General features: G+C 67.1%; 11 protein-coding genes. All 11 read left to right on the top strand.

All coding sequences use genetic code 11. The features are described 5' to 3' along the window. Positions 1–122: 122 nt before the first annotated feature. The 11 genes from acnA (at position 123) to ACYVLV_RS05040 (ending at position 14,425) form a co-directional block, all read left to right on the top strand. Complete coding sequence (acnA, locus tag ACYVLV_RS04990; protein ID WP_460808153.1) at positions 123–2,807, top strand: aconitate hydratase AcnA; 2,685 nt, start codon at positions 123–125, stop codon at positions 2,805–2,807. A 259-nt stretch (positions 2,808–3,066) separates the two neighbouring features. Continuing rightward, positions 3,067–6,510, top strand: a complete 3,444-nt coding sequence (locus tag ACYVLV_RS04995) for a binary toxin-like calcium binding domain-containing protein (protein ID WP_460808155.1) — start codon at positions 3,067–3,069, stop codon at positions 6,508–6,510. A gap of 166 nt (positions 6,511–6,676) precedes the next feature. Then, positions 6,677–6,976: a thiamine-binding protein gene (locus ACYVLV_RS05000; protein WP_460808156.1), complete on the top strand. Its 300-nt coding sequence runs from the start codon at positions 6,677–6,679 to the stop codon at positions 6,974–6,976. Next, positions 6,976–7,674, top strand: a complete 699-nt coding sequence (locus ACYVLV_RS05005; RefSeq protein WP_460808157.1) for a DUF3105 domain-containing protein — start codon at positions 6,976–6,978, stop codon at positions 7,672–7,674. The genes ACYVLV_RS05000 and ACYVLV_RS05005 overlap by 1 nt, the downstream gene beginning before the upstream one ends. An 11-nt stretch (positions 7,675–7,685) precedes the next feature. Continuing rightward, positions 7,686–8,090, top strand: a complete 405-nt coding sequence (locus ACYVLV_RS05010) for a YjbQ family protein (protein WP_460808158.1) — start codon at positions 7,686–7,688, stop codon at positions 8,088–8,090. A 53-nt stretch (positions 8,091–8,143) separates the two neighbouring features. After that, positions 8,144–8,515 (top strand): hypothetical protein, encoded by a 372-nt coding sequence (locus tag ACYVLV_RS05015; protein ID WP_460808159.1) that lies wholly within the window; start codon positions 8,144–8,146, stop codon positions 8,513–8,515. A 127-nt stretch (positions 8,516–8,642) separates the two neighbouring features. Beyond that, positions 8,643–9,071, top strand: coding sequence for an NUDIX domain-containing protein (locus ACYVLV_RS05020; RefSeq protein WP_460808160.1), 429 nt, complete (start codon positions 8,643–8,645; stop codon positions 9,069–9,071). Continuing rightward, positions 9,068–10,021: an SMP-30/gluconolactonase/LRE family protein gene (locus tag ACYVLV_RS05025; RefSeq protein WP_460808161.1), complete on the top strand. Its 954-nt coding sequence runs from the start codon at positions 9,068–9,070 to the stop codon at positions 10,019–10,021. The genes ACYVLV_RS05020 and ACYVLV_RS05025 overlap by 4 nt, the downstream gene beginning before the upstream one ends. A 39-nt stretch (positions 10,022–10,060) precedes the next feature. Then, positions 10,061–11,986, top strand: coding sequence for a 1-deoxy-D-xylulose-5-phosphate synthase (gene dxs, locus ACYVLV_RS05030; RefSeq protein WP_460808162.1), 1,926 nt, complete (start codon positions 10,061–10,063; stop codon positions 11,984–11,986). Next, a complete protein-coding gene (locus tag ACYVLV_RS05035; RefSeq protein WP_460808164.1) occupies positions 11,976–13,436 on the top strand; it encodes a hypothetical protein in 1,461 nt (486 codons plus the stop codon). The genes dxs and ACYVLV_RS05035 overlap by 11 nt, the downstream gene beginning before the upstream one ends. Next, complete coding sequence (locus ACYVLV_RS05040) at positions 13,433–14,425, top strand: proteasome assembly chaperone family protein (RefSeq protein ID WP_460808165.1); 993 nt, start codon at positions 13,433–13,435, stop codon at positions 14,423–14,425. The genes ACYVLV_RS05035 and ACYVLV_RS05040 overlap by 4 nt, the downstream gene beginning before the upstream one ends. Position 14,426 lies beyond the last annotated feature (1 nt).

Below are 14,426 nucleotides of genomic sequence, written 5' to 3' on the forward strand. Positions count from 1 at the left end.
TATCAAGATAAAAAACGACACTATGGTGGTCGCTCGTACAAAGGTCTGCCTTACTTCCCGACCGCACACCTGCGACGGCAAGATGGCAGCATTCGCGCCCGACCCCGATGAGGAGACGACTGATGGCCAGTCAGGACAGCTTCGGTGCCAAGAGCACCCTCGACGTGGGCGGCAAGTCCCACACGATCTTCCGCCTCGATGCGGTCACCGGGGAGGGGATCGACGAGAACGCCGTGGCGAGTCTCCCGTTCAGCCTCAAGGTGCTCCTCGAGAACCTGCTCCGCACCGAGGACGGTGCGGACATCACCGCCGACGACGTCCTGGCGATCGCCGGCTGGGATCCCGACGCAAACCCGTCGGAAGAGATCCAGTTCACCCCCGCCCGGGTGATCATGCAGGACTTCACCGGCGTGCCGTGTGTGGTCGACCTCGCCACCATGCGCGAGGCCATGGCCGAGCTCGGGGGAGACCCCACCAAGATCAACCCGCTCGCTCCGGCCGAGATGGTCATCGACCACTCCGTCATCGCCGACGTTTTCGGCACCCCCGGTGCCTTCGAGAAGAACGTCGAGATCGAGTACGAGCGCAACCGCGAGCGCTACCAGTTCCTGCGCTGGGGGCAGGGCGCCTTCGACGACTTCAAGGTCGTCCCCCCGGGCACCGGCATCGTCCACCAGGTCAACATCGAGCACCTCGCGCGCGTCGTGTTCACCCGTGAGGTCGACGGCGAGTTGATGGCCTACCCCGACACCTGCGTCGGCACCGACTCCCACACCACCATGGTCAACGGCATCGGCGTCGTGGGCTGGGGGGTGGGCGGCATCGAGGCCGAGGCAGCCATGCTCGGCCAGCCCGTCTCCATGCTCATCCCGCGCGTGGTCGGCTTCAAGCTGAACGGCGACCTGCCCGAGGGCACCACCGCCACCGACCTGGTCCTCACGATCACCGAGATGCTCCGTGAGCACGGGGTCGTCGGCAAGTTCGTGGAGTTCTACGGCCCCGGTGTCTCGGCGCTGCCGCTGGCCAACCGCGCCACCATCGGCAACATGAGCCCGGAGTTCGGCTCCACGATCGCGGTCTTCCCGATCGATGAGGAGACCACCAAGTACCTCAAGCTCACCGGCCGCTCGGATGAGCAGATCGCGCTCGTCGAGGCCTACGCCAAGGAGCAGGGCCTCTGGCACGATCCCGACGCCGAGCCCCGCTACTCCGAGAAGCTCGAGCTCGACGTCGCGACCGTCGTACCCTCCCTGGCCGGCCCCAAGCGGCCCCAGGACCGGGTTGCGGTCACTGAGGCCGGGTCGTCCTTCCGTGAGGCGCTGAAGGCCTACACCGAGGAGCCGGACGCGACCGCCGAGATCGACCTCGACGGTCAGAAACTGTCCATCGGACACGGTGCGGTGGCCATCGCGGCGATCACCTCGTGCACCAACACCTCCAACCCGTCGGTGATGATCGCCGCGGCGCTGCTTGCCAAGAACGCCGTCGACAAGGGTCTCGAGCGCAAGCCGTGGGTCAAGACCACCCTGGCCCCCGGGTCCAAGGTCGTCTCGGACTACTACGAGAAGTCCGGCCTCACGCCGTACCTCGACAAGCTCGGCTTCAACCTCGTCGGCTACGGCTGCACGACCTGCATCGGAAACTCCGGTCCGCTGATCCCCGAGGTCTCCGCGGCGGTCAACGAGAAGGACCTCGCGGTCGTCTCGGTGCTGTCGGGCAACCGCAACTTCGAGGGCCGGATCAACCCCGACGTCCAGATGAACTACCTCGCATCGCCGCCGCTCGTGGTGGCCTACGCGTTGGCCGGTTCGATGGATCTGGATCTTTTCAACGACGCGCTCGGCCAGGACCAGGACGGCAACGACGTCTTCCTCAGGGACCTGTGGCCCTCCGCGGCCGAGGTCGAGGACGTCATCGCGGACGCCATCACCTCCGAGATGTTCACCGACGGGTACTCCGACGTCTTCGCCGGGGACGAGCAGTGGCGTTCGCTGCCCACCCCAGAGGGCAAGACCTTCGAGTGGGACCCCGAGTCGACCTACGTCCGCAGGCCCCCTTACTTCGACGGGATGCCGGCCGAGCCGGTCCCGGTCGAGGACATCTCCGGGGCCCGGGTGCTGCTCAAGCTCGGCGACTCGGTGACCACCGACCACATCTCGCCCGCGGGCGCGATCAAGAAGGACTCACCGGCCGGCGCCTACCTCTCCGACCACGGCGTGGGCAACCGGGACTTCAACTCCTACGGTTCGCGTCGCGGCAACCACGAGGTGATGATCCGCGGCACCTTCGCCAACATCCGGCTGCGTAACCAGCTGGCCGAGGGCACCGAGGGTGGCTTCACCCGCGACTTCACGGCCGACGACAAACCCGTCACCACGGTCTACGAAGCCTCCGAGAAGTACGCCGAGGCTGGGATTCCCCTGGTTGTCCTCGCCGGCAAGGAGTACGGCTCCGGCTCCTCGCGTGACTGGGCCGCCAAGGGCACCGCCCTGCTGGGCGTCAAGGCCGTCATCGCCACCTCCTACGAGCGGATCCACCGCTCGAACCTGATCGGCATGGGCGTCCTTCCCCTGCAGTTCCCCGAGGGTCAGGACGCCGAGTCGCTGGGTCTGACCGGTGAGGAGACGTTCTCTGTCGAGGGCGTCACCGAGCTCAACGAGGGCCGCACCCCGAAGACCGTCAAGGTCACCGCGGGCGACGTCACCTTCGACGCGGTCGTGCGCATCGACACCCCCGGTGAGGCGAACTACTACCGCAACGGCGGGATCATGCAGTACGTCCTGCGCAGCCTGCGCAACGCTGGCTGACGGACAACACGAGGCGCCAGGCCTCGACAACGAGGAACCCGTCGCTATCCGGTGCTCATTCAAGAGTCCCGATGGCGGCGGGTTCGTTGTTTCCTTGCGGTGCACGACACCCCGCCTCACGGCGAGGTGGGTCGGGTGGTGAGACCCCAAATGTTTTACCACCGGTGGGGGCCGCCCGCTGGTAAGTTCGTGCCCAGAAATCTCGCAGAGTTCAATCCTCCCCCCATCCCCACCCCCCGCCCCCCAGTAGGAGTCCCCCGTGTCGCCCACCCAAATCTTGGGTATGGCGCTGTGTTTGTCGACCTCGGCGCTCTACACCGCCGCTGTTGTGCCGACCGCAGCCGCCAGCCCGCCAGCCGCGTCCTCAGCGTCCGCAGCCGCGCCCGATTTCTCCGGATTCGGCTCGAGAACCACCGCCGAAGCCCTTCACCTGACCGCCCTCAAAGCCGTGCCGGGAACGGTCGCTGACGTCGGAGTGGGCGTGACCTTCGGTCTGACCGATGGCGATCCGATCTCGTCCGCGGCCGGAGCCCGCAATCTGGTGGCTTCGGTGCTGGGTACGGCCTTGCCGGAAATCCTCGCGCGCGCAACGCAAACCGCACCACCGGACCATGTTGCAGGCGTTTCCTCCGTCTCGATCCCAGGGACGGTCCCGGGCCTCCTCGATCTGGGCGTGTCGACTGCCGAGGCCAGGGCCCGGACCGCGGTAGTGGGCGACGAATGTCAGCCCGCCACCGAGGCCCTGAGCCGCTCCCGGGTCTCCACGGTGGACGTGGCGTTGCTTCCCGTTCCCACGGTCGGAACGCTGCTGGAGTTGCCCAACACGGTCTCCACCTCGCAGAACACCAAGTTGGTGCCCAACCCTGCACGCCTTGACAGTGACGGCCGCGACGTTGTCGCGACCACGCTGGGCTCCACCGCCGATGTCAAGCTGTTCGGTGGACAGCTCAACGTGCAGGTCCTCACCGCTCCACTACTCAGCGCGAGAGCAACGGGCGTAGCGACCGGGTCCCAGGTCAGTTGGAACGCCCCGGTGGTGCAGGTCACCGGCAATGGCCAGACGGCCACCTTGCCCGCAGACGGCAGCCCTGTTGACTTCGCGGTGCCAGCCAACCCCCTTCTGGTCGCTTCTCTCTCGGTGGGTCAACTCACGGATAAGTCAGTAGCCCAGGACGGCACGAAGGCTGGTGCCAGCGCTAGCGTTCTGCACATCGACATCTCCCTCGGTGTTGATCCGCTTGCCGTCACCCTGCTCGACGCCGACCTCTTCCCGATGAGCGTCGAGGCCAGGACGCCCGCAGGCGGGATCAACTGTGAGCCGGTGGACATCGACTCCGACGGTGACGGCCTTCTCGACGGTGAGGAGACGTCTGGATCCCTCAATACGGCGTACGCCAACGAACCCACCGATCCGTTCAACCCGGACACCGATGAAGACGGGCTCCGCGACGGTGACGAAATCAACCGCGGCACAGACCCCAACAACCCCGACACCGACGGTGATGGCATCCAAGACGGGCCGGAGGTGATCGGAGCGACGAACACCGACTTCGGCAAAGCCCCGACTGATCCCCTTGATGCGGACTCGGACAACGATGGCCTCACCGACGGCCAGGAAACCAGTGGTTCGCGGAACAGCGCCTTCGGCAATCGCCCAACCAACCCGAACGACACCGACACCGACGGCGACGGGGTCGGGGATGCGACTGAGGTGGGAAACCGCACAGATCCCCGGGTTGCCGACACCGACGGTGACGGTCTGAGTGATGGTAAGGAAGCCGCCGTCGGTACCGATCCACTGGACCCCGACTCCGATGACGACACACTCACCGACGGTGAGGAGGTGTCCGGATCGAAGAACACTGCGTTCGGTAAAGCCCCGACTGATCCCCTTGATGCGGACTCGGACAACGACGGCCTCGATGACGGCCAAGAAGCCAGCGGTTCTGCCAATGGCGCTCACCGCAACGAACCCAGTGACCCGAATGACCCCGACACCGACGACGGTGGTGTCACCGACGGGCGCGAGAGCACCGATGAGACCGACCCGAATGACCCCGCCGACGACACTCGGGGCGGGCTCGACAGCGACGGTGACCGTCTTCTGGACTCGGAAGAGACCAGCGGTTCAGCCAACGGGGCCTACAGCAACGAGACGACTGATCCCTTTGATGCCGACTCCGACGATGACGGCTTGGACGACGGGCGCGAGGTTGCTCGTGGAACTGACCCGAACAACCCCGACACCGATGGTGACGGACTGAGTGACGGCCAGGAGGTGTCGGGTTCGAAGAACACGGCCTTCGGCAACGGGGCCAGTAACCCCCTGGACGCGGACTCGGACAACGATGGCCTGCTGGACGGTCAGGAGACCAGCGGTGGGAAGAACACCGGCTACGGCAACCAGCCGACCAACCCGAACGCGCCAGACACCGATCTTGATGGCGTGCGGGATGGAGCCGAGATCAGCAATGGCACCAATCCCCGCGACGCCGACACCGACAGGGACGGACTGACCGACGGAGATGAAGCCGCCATCGGAACCGATCCGCTCGATCCGGATACCGACGACGACACCCTCACTGACGGAGAGGAGAAGTCGGGCTCCAAGAACGGTGCCTTCGGCAACCAGTCGACCAACCCGTTGATCGCCGACTCCGACCGAGACAGCCTCACTGACGGCCAGGAGACGAGTGGGTCTGCCAACACCGGTCACGGACAACGGCCCACCGACCCGAACGACGCTGATACCGACGACGGTGGCGTGATGGATGGGATCGAGGTCGGTCGCGGCACCGACCCCCGTGAGGCGTCCGACGACTTCAACAACTCGACCCCGGGCGACAGTGACGGTGACGGCCTGCTCGACACCGAGGAGAACACGGGCTCTCTGAACACGGACTTCGGGAACGAGCCGACCAACCCCTTGGACCCCGACACCGATGGCGACAGCCTGCCTGAGGGTCAAGAGGTCACCGGCTCTGAGAACCGCTACGGGAACCGGGCGACCGACCCGAACAACCCCGACACCGACGGTGATGGACTCTCCGACGGTCAGGAGGAGCAGGCGGAGTTCACCGATCCCCGGGTCGTGGACACCGATGGTGACACTCTGAGTGACGCCGCTGAGGTGAACGTGCACAAGACGAACCCGCGCTCTCGAGACACGGACCAGGACGGGCTGGACGACGCGTCGGAGATCCTGCGTTTCAAGACCGATCCTCGCCGCAAGGACAGCGATCGTGACCGGTTGGATGACAAGGAAGAGATCACCGGTTCGGCCAATGGGCGTTACGGCCGCTGCGCGACCAACCCGTTGAAGCAGGACACGGACGGCGATGGGCTCAAGGATCGGCGCGAAATCCGCAAGCACAAGACGAACCCGTGCCAGTTCAGCACGGACAGGGACAGCTTGGGCGATGGGCGTGAGATCCAGTCCACGCGGACCAACCCGCGTCGGGCCGACACCGACAGGGACGGTCTGAACGACGCCCGGGAAGTCAAGGTCAAGGGTCGTCAGGGCACCGGAACCGACCCGCGTCGTAAGGACACCGACCGGGACGGTCTCAGCGACGGGCGCGAGGTCAAGAAGTACCGGACGAACCCGAAGTTCCGCGACACCGATCGCGATGGCTTCAACGATGGGGTCGAGGTTCGCAGGGGCACCAACCCGTTGAACCCTCGCAGCAAGCCCCGTAGATAACACCGAGGCATAGCCTGGGAAGCGGGCACGGACCAGTAGGTCCGTGCCCGCTTTGTCACTTCCAGGGATGATCACTTGCGGTGGGGTCGAAGTTCTGCGGCCTCAGAACAGCCATAGCGCGAGGGACCATCTCGAGTTTGTCTGGTGGGTTGGCTACCGTGAGCCCATGATCGTCGCCTTCAGCCTGAGCCCCATGAGCAGCGACCCGGACGGGTCGGTCACCGAGGCCGTTGCGGCCGCGGTGCGCGTCGTCCGCGAGTCGGGACTGCCCCACGAGACCAATGCGATGTTCACCAATATCGAGGGGGAGTGGGACGAGGTGATGGCGGTGGTCAAGCAGGCCATCGATGTCGTCGCGGCCAGCTCGCCGCGGGTGGGTCTCGTGCTCAAGGCGGACATCCGCCCCGGGTACGACAATCAGCTCACCGCGAAGGTGGAGCGGATCGAGAAGGCGCTGGAGTCCTGATGTCCGAGGCTCCGCCGCCCGGGCCTCCTGTCTACGGGCCGCCACTGGGTCCTCCGCCGGGTCCTCCACCGGGCCCTCCACCGGGCCAGCCGCCGTCGTACTCGCCGTATGAGCCGCCCGATCTCCCCCAACCAACGAAGAAGCGTCGGTGGCTCGGCGTCGCCATCGCCGGCGCGGTTACGGTGGCCGCGCTTGCTGCCGCGATCACGATCCCGCTGGTGGCCGACTCCGGTGAGGTGACCCTGGACGGTGTGGAGTTCTTCGACACCTCGAACACCACGCACACCGAGAAGGAGGTCGACTACGACGTCACGCCTCCGGTCGGGGGACGGCACAACCCGATCTGGCTCGACTGTGGGGTGTACGACGAACCGGTGCCGAACGAGAACGCCGTACACGACCTGGAGCACGGCACGGTGTGGCTGACCTACCGACCCGACCTGGGGCAGGACGAGGTGGACGCCTTGGCGGATCTGCTCCCGCAGAACGGCATCCTCTCGCCGTACGACGGCCTGGAGGCACCCGTGGTCGTCACCGTCTGGGGCACCCGACTGGAACTCGACGGTGCCGACGATCCACGCCTGCCCCTGTTCATCACCCGCTACGGGGCGGGGGAGACCGCACCGGAGCCCGGGGCGTCCTGCGCCGGGGGACAGCGGAACCCGCCGCCCTTGCGTGGCACCGGAACAGCGATCTGAAGGGGATGCCCATGCACAGCGAAACGCGTGACTACCGCACCGGCGACCGCGAGGTCGTCCGGGACCTGACCCACGACTGCTCCGATTTCGTGGACGGCCGAGGCGACGGTCTGCTCCAGATCTTCGTTCCGCACGCCACCGCGGGGATCGCGATCATCGAGACGGGGGCAGGCAGCGACGACGACCTGCTCACGGCCCTCGGCGACCTGTTGCCGTCCGACGACCGGTGGAAACACCGACACGGTTCAGCCGGCCACGGTCGGTCCCACGTGATGCCGGCCATCGTGCCGCCACATGCGACGGTTCCGGTGCTCGACGGGCGCTTGTCCCTGGGCACCTGGCAGAGCATCTGTCTGGTCGACCTGAACGTCGACAACGACCTACGCACGGTGCGGTTCAGTTTTCTGACCGGGTGACCGATCAGATCCACCTGTCGAACAGGTGTTCGAAGATCGACTACGATGGGGCCATGGTCACCCACATCGCTCCACCCGGTTGGCCCCGCGAGGTCCGTCCTCCCGATGCGCCTGGTTGGGAGCAGACGGCGGCCGCGTGGTTGCTCGATCTCTGCCCCCCGGACTTCCGCGGCTACCCGGGTCTGCGCAAGCATGTCGTCGTACTCGCCCGCTTCGCGGTGATCCACATCGAGGCCGGGCAGGAGGCCTGCAAGCGCGGACTGAGCGAGGCCCGGTCCAGCCTTCGTGAGGTCGCCGCTGCGGACGTCGTCGAGGCCGCCGTACAGACCTGGCTCCTCGAGGACGCCCGCCTCATCGGGGTCCACCGAGCCGCGCTCCTGGTCGAGGAGGCCCTGCGCGGACGGCGGTTCATCGCCCGTCTGTGATCGTGAGTCGGCGCAAGTTGACGCTGAGAACGCGCCGAGTCGGCGCTAGTTTGAAAAGACGCGCCGACTCGGGCCGTTTCAGACGTCAATTAGCGCCGACTCGGCAGTCCACTAACCTGACCTCGATATGCCGACCTTCGCGACCGTGATCCTCGTTGATCGACTCGGTCGTCTGTTGCTCCAGGAGCGAGATGAGCATCCGGTGATCGATCCCGAATGCTGGGGGATGCCCGGGGGGCACGTCGAGCAGGGAGAGACCTTCGGGGCCGCGGCGTACCGCGAACTCGCCGAAGAGACCGGCGTGGTGCTGCCCGCCGGGACGTTGAGCAAGTACGGCGACTTCACGGTGTGGCACGAGGCCTACGAGTCCTGGGACACGGTGGGTGTCTTCGTCGCCTCGACCGAGTTGAGTGACGCTCATATCGAATGCCACGAGGGACGGCAGATGACCTTCGTCAACCCCCATCGGATCGCGGAACTACCGCTGACCGGGTCGGCTGCCACAATCGTGCCGACGTTCCTCGCGTCCGACACCTACCGAAAGTTGCTCCCATGACCAGTGGTCAGTTCGAAGTCATCCCCGTCCCGGGTCACGGCGCCGAGGATGTGGTGATCGGTCTCTCCGGTGCCGAAGAGGGCGCCGTCTTCACCGGCACCGACGACGGCTCGATCATGCGGATCAGCCACGACGGGTCGAAGGTCGACCGGATCGCCCAGACCCAGGGCCGACCACTCGGGATCGAGATCGACCTCGACGGTCGGTTGCTGGTGTGCGACGCGAAGAAGGGTCTGCTACGGATCGACACCGCCAGCGGAGCCGTCGAGATCGTCACCGACAGCGTGGCCGGCGCCAAGATGGTCTTCTGCAACAACGCCGCCATCGCCACCGACGGGACGGTGTGGTTCTCCGACTCCTCGACGAAGTTCGGCATCGACGAGTGGAAGAGCGACTTCGTCCAGAACACCCGGACGGGCCGACTCATGCGCCTGGCGCCCGGTGGACCCCTGGGGTCCGCCGAGGTCGTCCTCGACGGGCTGGCCTTCGCCAACGGCGTGGCTTTGTCGAAGAACGAGGACTTCGTCTGCGTCGCGGAGACCGGCAACCGCACCGTCGTACGCCGCTGGCTCCGCGGGAACCGCAAGGGCATGCGCGATCTGCTGTGCTCCAACCTGCCGGGCTACCCCGACAACATCTCCCGTGGCAGCGACGGCCTGATCTGGGTCACCATCGCCAGCCCCCTCGACCCGCTGGTCGAACGCATCAAGACCGGCCCGATGGCGGTGCGCAAGCTGATCACCAAGATCCCCGAGAAGCTGCAGCCGAAGCCGAAGCAGAGCGTTCGGGTGCAGGCCTACGACGAGGCCGGCAAGTTGGTGCACGACCTGGATCTGGACCCGGCCGCCCATGGTGCGAGCTACCACATGGTGACCGGGGTGCGTGAGCACGACGGTCGGGTGTGGATGGGCAGCCTGCACGAACCGGCTGTGGCCGTCTACACCCTCTAAGACACCTGTGATCGCTCCCCAAACCCGTAGACTCGCCCCATGAGTGTTCTCCAGTCGATCACCGGGCCACGCGACCTGCGCGGTCTCAGCGACGACGAACTGACCACCCTCGCCTCGGAGATCCGCGATCTCCTGGTCTCCACCTGCTCCCGGACCGGGGGACACCTCGGGCCCAACCTGGGTGTGGTCGAGTTGACCATCGCGATCCACCGGGTCTTCGACTCACCGACCGACCGGGTCGTCCTGGACACCGGACATCAGTCCTACGTGCACAAGATGCTCACCGGCCGCGCCGCGGGATTCGATCGCCTCCGCATGGAGGGCGGCCTCAGCGGCTACCCCAGCCAGGAGGAGTCCGACCACGACATCGTCGAGAACTCCCACGCCTCCACCGCGTTGAGTTACGCCGACGGCATCGCCAAGGCCTACGCCATCCGCGGGGAACAGCGCCACACGGTCGCGGTCATCGGTGACGGTGCCCTCACCGGCGGCATGGCCTGGGAGGCGTTGAACAACATCGCCATCGCCAAGGACTCGCGCCTGGTGATCGTGGTCAACGACAACGGCCGTTCCTACACCCCGACCATCGGTGGTCTGGCCAACGCGCTCACGGCGCTGCGGACCAACCCCCGCTACGAAGCCGTTCTCGACCAGGTCAAGCGTCGGCTCAACGCGGTCCCCGGGGTCGGCCCGGCGGCGTACGACACCCTGCACGCGATGAAGAAGGGCCTCAAGGACGCCATCGCGCCCCAAGGACTCTTCGAGGACCTCGGGCTGAAGTACGTCGGCCCCGTCGACGGGCACGATCGTGCGGCGATGGAGCAGGCGCTCAGCCAGGCCAAGGGCTTCGGCGGACCGGTGATCGTGCACGCACTGACCCGCAAGGGCTTCGGGTACGACGCCGCCGAACGCCACGAGGCCGACCAGTTCCACTCCCCGGGACCGTTCGACATCGACAGCGGCGAGGAGAACCCGAAGGGACGCATCTGGACCGATGTGTTCGCCGACGAGATCGTCCGCATCGGACAGCGCCGCCGCGACGTCGTGGCCATCACCGCCGCGATGATGCACCCGGTGGGACTACACAAGTTCGAGGCACGTTTCCCCGAACGGACCTTCGACGTCGGCATCGCCGAGCAGCACGCCGCGACGTCGGCCGCCGGCCTGGCCATCGGGGGACTGCACCCGGTGTTCGCGGTCTACGCCACCTTCCTGAACCGGGCCTTCGACCAGATCCTGATGGACGTCGCCCTCCACAAGTGCGGAGTGACCTTTGTCCTGGACCGTTCCGGTGTCACCGGCGACGACGGAGCCAGCCACAACGGCATGTGGGACATGTCGATCCTGCAGGTCGTCCCCGGTCTGCGGCTCGCCGCCCCGCGCGACGCCACCCGCCTGGAGGAACTGCTCAACGAAGCCGTCGAGGTCGACGACGCCCCCACCGTGGTGCGGTTCCCCAAGGGTCCGCCGCCAGCCGATCTCGAAGCGGTCGGGAAGGCCGGTGGGGCCGACGTACTGGTCCGCAACGGCACCCACGACGTCCTGATCGTGGCCGTGGGCTCGATGTGCACCACCGGGGTCGCGGTGGCCGAACGCCTCGCCGCCCAGGGCATCGGTGCGACCGTGGTCGACCCCCGCTGGGTCAAGCCGGTCGACCCGGCGATCATCGACCTGGCCGCCACCCACCGACTGGTGGTGAGCATCGAGGACAACGGCGTGGCCGGTGGCTGCGGATCGATGTTGCTCGCGGCACTCAACGAGGCCCGCGTCACCACGCCGGTGCGGCTCCACGGCATCCCGCAGGAGTTCCTCGGGCACGCCAAGCGGGCCGCGATCCTGGAGCGGATCGGTCTGACGGACCAGGCCATCGCCCTGAGCATCACCGAGGAGATGACCCTGTTGGACGACGACGGCACCGAGCGGTCGTCCCTGCTGGGTGACTCGCCTACGGTCGATGCCGACTAGCCGTTCGACTCGAGCGCTCTCGGCGCTACTGGGCTCGATCCTGGGCGGGACCCTGCTCGTGGGCTGCTCGGACGAGAGTCCGGCCCCCACCCCAGCACGAGTTCCGGTCCCGATCGCCTCCGAGGCGACCCCGATCCCGGAGGAGACCCTCCCGGTGCCGCCGAACCTGGTGAAGACCTTCACCGGGCTGCTCAACAGGCGCGCCACCGCCGTCCTGGACGGCGACCGCTCCGCTTTCCTGTCGGTGTTGGACCAGAACGAGGGCCTCCAGGTCACCCAGAACGACTACTTCGACAACCTCACCCAACTTCCTCTCGAGCAGTTCGGCTACGGGTTGCGTCGACGCAGTCTGGTGCGGAAGGGGAACACCTACTCGGTGGTCGTCGACCTGACCACGCAGCTCGGGGGTTTCGACGCGGTGCCGGTGGTGTCCCAGTTCCGGTTCCAGTTCTCCGCGAAGGGCGCGAAGAAGCGCCGGTTCGTCCTCAGCTCCGTGGTCGACCCCGAGTGGGAGAAGGACAACCAGATCGTGCGGCAGCCGTGGGAGGCCCGCCCCATCCAGGTCCGCACCGCGCCCGGGGTCCTCGGGATCTTCGACGACGACTCGGTCGCCAAGTCCGCCTCAGTGGTGCAATCGGTCTCGCGCGGGATCGCCGACGTCTCGGGGTCGGTGCCGTTGGAGTGGTCGCGGTCGGTCGTTCTCTACTCGCTGTCCGACACCACCTTCCAGGCCGGGCTGGGCGAGGTCCCCGGCGGGGATCCGGAGCGGCTGGATGGTCTGGCCGTCCCCATCGCAGCCGGCCCCTCCGGACCGGCCAGCGAACAGATCGCCGCCGTTCGGTTCGTGCTGAACCCTCGGATGCTGGACGCGACCCGCCCCGAACTGGATCGGCTGGTGCGCCACGAACTGACCCACGTGGCGTTGGGCGAGCGCGACGACGAGGTGCCGCTGTGGCTCAGTGAGGGGGTGGCCGAATACGTCTCGGTGCGGCCCATGGCGCCGGAGAGTCGACGGATCACCCCGCTCGCCGTCACCGACGCCGAGGCGGGTCGGATCACCGACCTCGCCACCGACGACGACTTCAACGGCAACCAACAGACGCGCAACTACGCGGTGTCGTGGTTTGCCTGCGAGTTCATCGCCGCCACCTATGGCGAGGGCGCGCTGTGGGCGCTCATCGACCAACTCAACGGCGAGGACGTCGACGCCGCCGCGCGACTCGAGATCACCTTGGGCATCAACACCCGCACGTTGGCCCGCAAGAGCGCGAAACTCATCATCGCGACCTACGACCCGGACTTCTTCGAACCCCCGCCCGAGGAACCCTCCGAAGCGCCCACGGAGCAGTCCACCGGCCAACCGACGGGGAGGCCGACCGGGCAGCCGGGCGATCAGGTGGGCGACCCATCCGAGCCCGGCGCATCGGCGGGCAATACCGTAGGCGAATGACCTCCGAATCCCGGCTCGTGCACATCGTCGACGAGATCCCCGAGCTCGAAGCGGTCACCGACCTGACCATGGTGCTGGTCCTCGACGGATTCCTCGACGCCGGCAACTCCGCCGCGCTCGCGTGCCGCTACCTGACCGAGGTCAGCGCCGGTCAGACCGGCGTCATGGTCGGACGCGAGAGCACGTCCGGTTCGTCCGGATCCGTGGTGGCCACCTTCGACGTCGACCAGTTCCACGACTACCGTGCCCGCCGGCCCCCGATGTCGTTCGTGCGCGACCACTACGCCGACTACGAGGCGCCCCGGCTCGTCGTACGCCTCATGCGCGACAGCGCCGACATCCCCTACCTGCTGATGCACGGCCCGGAGCCAGACAACCGCTGGGAGGCCTTCGCCCGCGCGGTGCGCGAAGTGATTGAACGCTTCGATGTGTCCCGCGTCGTGGGGATGGGTTCGGTGCCGATGGCCGTCCCGCACACCCGACCGATCGCGATCACCCATCACGCCAACAACGACGCCCTGATCTCCGGCGACAGCCCGTGGCGCGGAGAGTTGCGCATCCCCAGCAGCGCTCAGGCGTTGCTCGAGGTGCGGCTGGGTGAGTGGGGCCACGACGGCCTCGGGTACGTCGCCCACATCCCTCACTACCTGGCGCAGTTGGACTACCCCCGGGCCTCGGTCGCGCTGCTCGAGCAGGTCGAGTTGGGTGGACACCTGACCATCGACCTCACCGGCCTGCGCGAGAGCGCGCAGGAGCGGGAGGAGGACGTGACCCGCTACCTGGCCGCCAACGAGGAGATCGCGGACGTCGTACGCGCCCTGGAGCAGCAGTACGACTCCTTCGAGGAGGCCGAGGAGTCCGGGCGCAGCCTGCTCGCCGACGACACCCCCCTGCCGACCGGCGACGAGATCGGCCAACAGTTCGAGCAGTTCCTGGCCGGTCTCGACGAGGACCGGCCCGACCCCACCAAGAGCCCCGAGGACGACTGAC

The sequence above is a fragment of the Nocardioides salsibiostraticola genome (assembly GCF_054783655.1).